Source organism: Kitasatospora sp. NPDC058406, from assembly GCF_042722765.1.
In the GTDB taxonomy this organism is placed as follows: domain Bacteria; phylum Actinomycetota; class Actinomycetes; order Streptomycetales; family Streptomycetaceae; genus Kitasatospora.
On sequence record NZ_JBHXKE010000352.1, the window covers coordinates 1 to 6,997 of the forward strand.

Here is a 6,997-nt window from a genome sequence, read left to right on the forward strand (position 1 = left end):
GCACGGGGGGCGGGCCCGGGAGCGGACCCTTCCCGCCCCCGCGCCCGCCCGTCCCTCCTCCGCCACGTCCTCGCTTCCGCTTCCGTACCTGTTCGTGTTCCGTTTCCCGATCGGGTTCCCGCCCCGGGCCCCGGCCGCGCTGTCCGCTCAGGCCGTTCGGCGGGGCAGCAGCTGCACCAGGCCCACCAGCAGCAGCTCCAGCACCGCCAGCGCGCCGACGCTGACGCCGAACGCGGTGGCCGGGTCCGCCGCCCCGTAGTAGAGGATGCCGATCAGCGCGATGCCGAGCGCCCCGGCCACCTGCTGGACGGTGGCCACCACACCCGCCGCCGAACCGGCCAGCCGCGGCTCGACGCAGGCCAGCACCGTCGAGGTCACCGGGGCGATCACCAGACCCATCCCGAGGCCGTCCACGAACAGTCCGGGCGCAAGCCACCAGACGCTGCCGGTGTCCCCGGCCGCGTACACGGCGAGGCCGAGCAGTCCCAGTCCGGCGGCCATCAGCAGCCCGCCCAGTGCGATCGCCTGCCGGCCGAGCCGGGCCACGAAACGGTGCACGGTGGTCGAGGTGAGCAGGTAGCCGGCACCGATCGCGGTGAACACCAGGCCGGCCCCGAGCGCGTCCAGACCGCGGCCCGGCTGCAGGTAGAGGGCGAGCACGAGGAAGAAGGACGCCTGGCCGAGCCAGAAGGCCAGTTGGGCGAGCAGCCCGGCGGTGAAGGCGCGGGTGCGGAAGAGCCGGGTGTCGACCAGCGGCGAGCCGGACCGGCCCGTCCGGTGCTGGTGGACCCCGAAGACGGCGAGCACGGCGGCCGAGCCGGCCAGGCAGAGCCACGTCCAGAGCGGCCAGCCCGCCTCGCGGCCCTGGATCAGCGGCAGCACCAGGCCGGTCAGCCCGGTCGTGACCAGCAGCACGCCCACCGGGTCCAGCCCGGGCCGCTGCGGGGCACGCGACTCCGGCAGGCAGCGGCGGACCAGGGCCAGGGCGGCCAGGCCGACCGGCAGGTTGATCAGGAAGCAGCTGCGCCAGTCCAGGCCGAACAGGTCGGCGCGGATCAGCACCCCGCCGATCAGCTGCCCGAACACCGCGCCGAGCCCCATGGTCAGCCCGTACATCGCGAACGCCCGGGCCTGGGCGGCCCCGCTGAACGCGGTGCGCAGGATCGCCAGCACCTGCGGGCCCATCAGCGCCGCCGACAGTCCCTGCGCGACCCGGGCGCCGACCAGGGCACCCGCCGTCGGGGCGAGGCCGCAGGCCACGGAGGCGAGGGTGAACAGGGCCAGGCCGAGGCCGAACACCCGGCGGCGCCCGTAGCGGTCGCCGAGCCGCCCGGCGGTGATCAGGCCGGCGGCGAGGGCCAGGCCGAAGCCGGCCACCACCCACTGGACGGCAGCGGGTCCGGCTCTCAGATCGGCCTGGACGGAGGGTATGGCGACGTTGACCACGAAGACGTCGAGGGCGGTCATGAAGGTGGCGGTGAGGACGACGGGCAGCAGGCCCCGGGGCGCGGGGGCCGCGCCGTCGGCCGGGCTGTCCGGGCCGCCCGGGCGGGGGCGGGGGGCGGTGCGAAGGACGGTGCTCACGGCAGGTGCTCCTCAGGGGCGGGAGGGGGCGTCGTCGGAGGGGGGAGGCGCTGGCGGGGGCGGTGGAGGTGGGGGCGGTGGAGGTGGGGCTCGCGGGAGGAGCGGTCGCCGACGGCGGGGCGGTGGCGGGGGCGGACCGGGTGTGTGGCCGCCCCCGCAGGCGGCACGACGGCGGCTCAGGCGCCCGGGACGCGGTCCAGGAAGCCGTGCACGGAGGCGATCCGGCCCTCCGGGTCGGCCACCAGCACGTCGAAGCCGATCACCAGCGGCTCCGCGCCGGCCGGCCCCAGGTTCCAGGTGAACCGGGCGATGTCGTGGTGCGCGTCGACCGGGCCGAGGGTGAACACCAGGCCGGGGAACTGCCCCTGGGCGGCGCCGATCAGCGCGTCGACGCCCTCGCGGCCGGTGACCGCGGCCAGCGGGTCGGTGTACCGGCAGTCCTCGGCCCACACCTCGTCGATCAGCTTCCTGCGGGCGGTCGGGTCGGTCTCGTTCCAGACGGCGAGGTAACGCTCGGCGAGCTGCTGGAGGTCGGTCGGCTGGATGGCGTTCATGGTTCTTCTCCCTTGTCCGGTGGGCCGATCGGCCCCGGTGGGGCGGGTCGTTCCCGCTGATCACGAAGGTACGGACGGCGGACGGCGGGCGAATCCGTCACGGATAGGTAGGGGCCTACGTAGGCCGCGCCAGTAGGGTCGGGGGCATGGGGACGCTGTACGGGCGGGAACGGGAGCAGGCCGCGGTCGACGCGCTGCTCGACGGGGCGGGGGACGGCCGCAGCGGGGTGCTGGTGCTCCGTGGTGAACCGGGCATCGGCAAGACCGTGTTGCTGGAGTACGCGGTCGCGACGGCGGGCCGGGCGTTCCGGGTGGTCCGCGCGACCGGGGTCGAGTACGAGGCCGAACTCCCCTTCGCCGGACTGAGCCTGCTGCTCGGGCCGGGGCTGGGCCGGCTGGACGCCCTTCCCGCTCCGCAACGACGCTCCCTGGAGGGTGCGTTCGGACTGGGGGAAGGCGGCGGTGCGCCCACCGACCGGCTGCTCACCGGACTGGCGACCCTCGGACTGCTCGCCGAACTCGCCTCCGACAAGCCTCTGTTGTGCGTCGTCGACGACGTGCAGTGGCTGGACCGCGCCTCGCTGGACGCGCTGCTGCTCGCCGCCCGCCGTCTCCAGGCGGAGGGCGTCGCCCTGCTGCTCGCAGCCCGGGACACGCTCCCGACCGCAGGCGGCGCGGACGCCCTGCCGCTCGCCGGGCTCCCCGAACTGCGCCTGGCCGGCCTCGCCGGGCCGGACGCCGAACGGCTGCTGGACGCCCGGGCCGCCGGAGGGATCACCGATCCGGTCCGCCGCCGGTTGCTCGCCGAGGCCGCCGGGAACCCGCTCGCCCTCGTCGAACTCCCCTTCACCGAAGCCGAGTCGGACGCCGGAGGGCTGGCGCTCACCAGTCGGCTGCAGATCGCCTTCCACGGCCAGGTCACCGGGCTGCCGCCGGCCACCCAGACGCTGCTGCTGGTCGCCGCCGCGGAGGAGAACGGCGACCTCGACGTCGTCCTGTCGGCCGCCGCCGCCCTCGGGGCCGGCGCCGACACGATGGCGCCCGCCGAGCAGGCCGGACTGGTCACGGTCGGCGCCGACCGCCGGCTCTCCTTCCGGCATCCGCTCCTGCGTGCCGCCGTCCTCCAACGTGCACCCCTGCAACAGCGCCTGACGGCCCATCGGATGATCGGCGAGGCGCTGGAGGACGGCGACCGCCGCACCTGGCACCTGGTACTCGCCGCCACCGGTCCCGACGCCGATCTCGCGGACGCGCTGGAACGGGCCGCCGTCCGGGCCGAGTCCCGGGGTGCCCACGGTGGCGCCGCCGCCGCGTACGAGCGCGCGGCCCGGCTCACCCCGGACCGCGACGGAGCCACCCGGCGGCTCGTGCTGGCCGCCGAAGCGGCCACCGAGGAAGGCAAGTTGGCGCAGGCCGAGGAACTGGCCGACCGGGCCCGGGCGCGGACCGACAGCGTCTTCGCACACGCTCTGCTGGACCAGGTCCGGGCGGTCGCACACTTCTGGCGCGGGTCCTACCCGGCCGCCTACCGGCTGCTGCTCGACGCCGCGGCCACCGACATCGAGCCGGCCCACGCCGCACGGATGCTGCTCCAGGCGTTCCATCCCGCCTGGTACGTGGGCGAGGAGGCGGTCGCCACGGTGCTCGACCGGCTGGCGGCGCTGCCGCTCGCGCCGGAGGAGCCGCTCGCGCCGCTGGCCCGCCACCTGCCCGCCGCCGTCCTGCCCGTTCTGGACCGCCCGGCGGATCCGGTGCCGGTGCTCCGAGAGACCGTCGAGGCCGCCCGCAAGGCCGGTGCGGAGAGCCCGAGCGACCTGGTCCAGCTGTGCGGCGCGACCCTGATCCTCGGCCGGGACGCCGAGACCCTCGAACTGGCCGCCGAGCTGGTGGCGGAGGCCCGGGCCAAGGGAACCGTCGGGGTCCTGCCCACGCTCCAGTTCTTCCTCGCCGAGGCGGAGCTGTTCCACGGCCGCCACCGCGATGCCGAGGTCACTGCCACCGAGGCGCTCACCCTGGCCCGCGACACCGGACAGCGCCAGTGGACCAGCCAGCTGGCGGCCCTGCTGTCCTGTGTCGCCGCGCTCGGCGGCGCGGACGAGCGGTGCACGGAGCTGGCCGACGAAGCGCTCGACTCCGGTTCTCCGGCGCCCGCCGCCGGCGCGCCCTGGGCGCAGTGGGGGATCGCCCTGCTGGACCTCGGGAGGGGGCGGGCGGGGGCCGCCGCCGACCGGCTGCACACGCTCACCACCGGGCCGTACCGGCATCACGTCAGCGCCACCCGGGCGGTGCCCGACCTGGTCGAGGCCGTCGTGCGGCTGGGGGCCCCGGAGCGGGCGGCCGAGCCGTACGAACGGTTCGCCCGCTGGGCGGGGGCGGCGGGGACGCCCTGGGCGGAGGCGCTCCGGCTGCGCTGCCGGGCGCTGCTCGGGCCGCACCAGTCGGCCGAGTCCGCGTACCTGGCCGCGCTCGCGCTGCACGAGGGGACCGACCGGCCGTTCGAGCAGGCCAGGACGGCCCTGCTGTACGGGGAGTGGCTGCGCCGGGAACGGCGCCGAACGGATGCCAGGCCGCACCTGGGCGTGGCGCTGGAGACCTTCGAACGGCTCGGTGCCGGGCCGTGGGCGGACCGGGCCCGCGGTGAGCTGACCGCCACCGGCGGGGCGGCCCCGGCGGCGGCCGGGGCGCCGCCGGGCGTGCTCACCGTGCTCACCCCGCAGGAGCTGCAGATCGCCCGGCTGGCCGCCGCGGGGCTGACCAACCGGGACATCGCGGCGCAGCTGTTCCTGAGCCCCCGGACCGTGGGACACCACCTCTACAAGGCCTACCCGAAGCTGGGGATCGCCGCGCGGACGGAGCTGGCCGCGCTGTTCTGAGGGAGCACGCCGTCGCCGTCGAGGCGACTCGCGCCGAAGGCGTCGTCGCTGTACTCGGAGGTGGCGGTGAGCAGGCTCTCGCCTCCGGCGGCCGTCCCGCTTCCGATCTTGGGCACTGCCCTCCCCGGGATCGGAGAACGGCAGGTCCACGGCACCGTTCTTGCCGGTGAGCGCCACCTTCCGGGTGAAGCGGGAGCTGGCCTTCGCGTCCCGCAGGGGGTGGGGGCAGCCCCCGTGTCGATCATGGCGTCAGCAGGATGGGCGGCGGTGCGGCCGCGCGGCAGGCTGGAGCGCGAACGACCCAGGGCGACAGCGACAAGGGAGTGATCGGTGAAGGCACGTGCGGGGGCCGCAGCACTGTTGGCGGGGACGTGCGCGATGGCGGTCTCGGGGTTCTTCCCGACTGCCGCCGCTGCGGGGGAACGGGCGTCGGCCGCGCCCCCCGCCGGTCTCAGGGCGGCCGTCGAACAGACGGTCGCGGACGGATTCCCGGCCGCCGTCGCGTACGCCAGGCAGGGGGAGCGGGAGTCACGGACGGCGGCCGGGCTCGCCGACACGGTGACCGGCGAGCGGGCCCGACCGGACCAGCGGTTCCGGATCGCCAGCAACACCAAGTCGTTCGTCTCGACGGTGCTCCTGCAACTGGAGGGCGAGAGGCGGCTCTCGCTCGACGACAGCGTGGAGAAGTGGCTGCCCGGCGTGGTCGGCGGGAACGGCAACGACGGCAACGCCATCACCGTCCGGCAGCTGCTCAACCACACCTCGGGCATCTACGACCCCACCGACGAGCCGGAGTTCTTCGCCCCCTACCTGGAGCGCCACGAGTGGGGCTACGTCTACACCCCGCGGGAGGTGATCGCCCGCGCAGTCCGGCACGCGCCGTCGTTCACGCCGCCCGGGAGCGGCTGGGCGTACTCCAACACCAACTACCTGCTCGCCGGGCTGGTGATCGAGGCGGTCACGCACCACAGCGCGCCCTCCGAGATCCACCGGCGGATCCTCGTCCCGCTCGGCCTCAGGAACACCTCCTTCCCCGTGACCGACCCGGACATCCGCGGCCCCCACCTGCACGGGTACGACCTCGCGGGCCGCGACGTGACCCGGTTCAGCCCGTCGTACGACTGGACCGCCGGCGCCATGATCTCCACCGTCGACGACCTGGCCCGGTTCCACCGGGCCCTGTTCGGCGGCAAGCTGCTGCGCCCGGCCCAGCAGCGTGAGCTGTTGACCACGGTGAAGTTCACGGGCGGGCCGGCGTACGGACTGGGCGTGCAGCGCAGGGAGGTGACCTGCGGCACGGGTCCGGACGCCAAACAGGTCAGCACCTGGGCGACCGACGGCGGCGGCCCCGGCTTCATGAGCCTGTCGTTCAGCACCGTCGACGGTGAGCGGCAGTTGGTCCTCGCCCTCAACGTCTACGACCTCGGCGCGGACTTGAAGGACGAGGTGCCCGTCCCGCTGGGCCCGGGTGCGGCGCAGGTGCAGACGGCGGCCCTGTGCGGCTGAGGCGGTCGCCCTCCGCAGACTCGCCCGGGCCGACCGCCCGCCGGTAGCCGGGTGTCCGGGTGGGTCGCCCGCCGGTGGCGCGGGCTACTCGGCGGGGATGCCGCGGAGGAGGAAGGGGAGGTGGGCGCCTCGGGCGAGGGCGTCGAGGGCCTGGGTGGTGCGGTGGTGTTGGTCGGGGGTCATGGCGTCGGTGAGTTGGGCGCGGTGGAGCCAGTGGACGGCGGTGATGGTGTGGGGCGGGCGGTGGCGGGCGACGGTGGATTCCTGGGCGGGGGTGAGTCGGCCGCCCCAGTAGACGAAGTTGACGGCTTCGGGGAGGTGTCGGGCGTCGACGTAGTCGGTGGCGAGGACGGAGCGCAGGGGGAGGACGAGGCCGGTTTCGGTTTCGGTGTGGCGGCGGGCGGCGAGGTGGGGGAGTTCGTCGGCTTCGGCGCTGCCGCCGGGGAGCATGAGGCCGGAGCGGTAGGTGGTGGCGACGAG

6 protein-coding genes are annotated in these 6,997 nt (G+C 75.4%); 2 read left to right on the forward strand and 4 right to left on the reverse strand.

Annotated elements, in window-relative coordinates; all coding sequences use genetic code 11:
* Positions 1 to 147 precede the first annotated feature (147 nt).
* Together ACFWOG_RS38165 and ACFWOG_RS38170 are read right to left on the reverse strand one after the other, a co-directional pair.
* Complete coding sequence (locus ACFWOG_RS38165; protein ID WP_380364097.1) at positions 148 to 1,584, reverse strand: MFS transporter; 1,437 nt, start codon at positions 1,582 to 1,584, stop codon at positions 148 to 150.
* Between the two features lie 176 nt (positions 1,585 to 1,760).
* Positions 1,761 to 2,138, reverse strand: a complete 378-nt coding sequence (locus tag ACFWOG_RS38170) for a nuclear transport factor 2 family protein (protein ID WP_355401089.1) — start codon at positions 2,136 to 2,138, stop codon at positions 1,761 to 1,763.
* A gap of 146 nt (positions 2,139 to 2,284) precedes the next feature.
* On the opposite strand from ACFWOG_RS38170, the gene ACFWOG_RS38175 reads away from it, so the two are divergent.
* The gene (locus ACFWOG_RS38175) at positions 2,285 to 5,011 is read left to right on the forward strand and encodes an AAA family ATPase (protein ID WP_380364100.1); all 2,727 of its coding nucleotides are present in this window, start codon (positions 2,285 to 2,287) and stop codon (positions 5,009 to 5,011) included.
* On the opposite strand, the gene ACFWOG_RS38180 is transcribed toward ACFWOG_RS38175, so the two are convergent.
* Entirely contained in the window at positions 4,960 to 5,127 is a 168-nt protein-coding gene (locus ACFWOG_RS38180) for a hypothetical protein (RefSeq protein ID WP_355401085.1), read from the reverse strand. The two genes, ACFWOG_RS38175 and ACFWOG_RS38180, sit on opposite strands and share 52 nt — an antisense overlap.
* Before the next feature lie 214 nt (positions 5,128 to 5,341).
* On the opposite strand from ACFWOG_RS38180, the gene ACFWOG_RS38185 reads away from it, so the two are divergent.
* Entirely contained in the window at positions 5,342 to 6,517 is a 1,176-nt protein-coding gene (locus tag ACFWOG_RS38185; RefSeq protein WP_380364102.1) for a serine hydrolase domain-containing protein, read from the forward strand.
* Positions 6,518 to 6,601: 84 nt separating this feature from the next.
* On the opposite strand, the gene ACFWOG_RS38190 is transcribed toward ACFWOG_RS38185, so the two are convergent.
* A partial coding sequence (locus ACFWOG_RS38190) for an NUDIX domain-containing protein (protein WP_380364104.1) occupies positions 6,602 to 6,997 on the reverse strand: 396 nt, incomplete at its 5' end.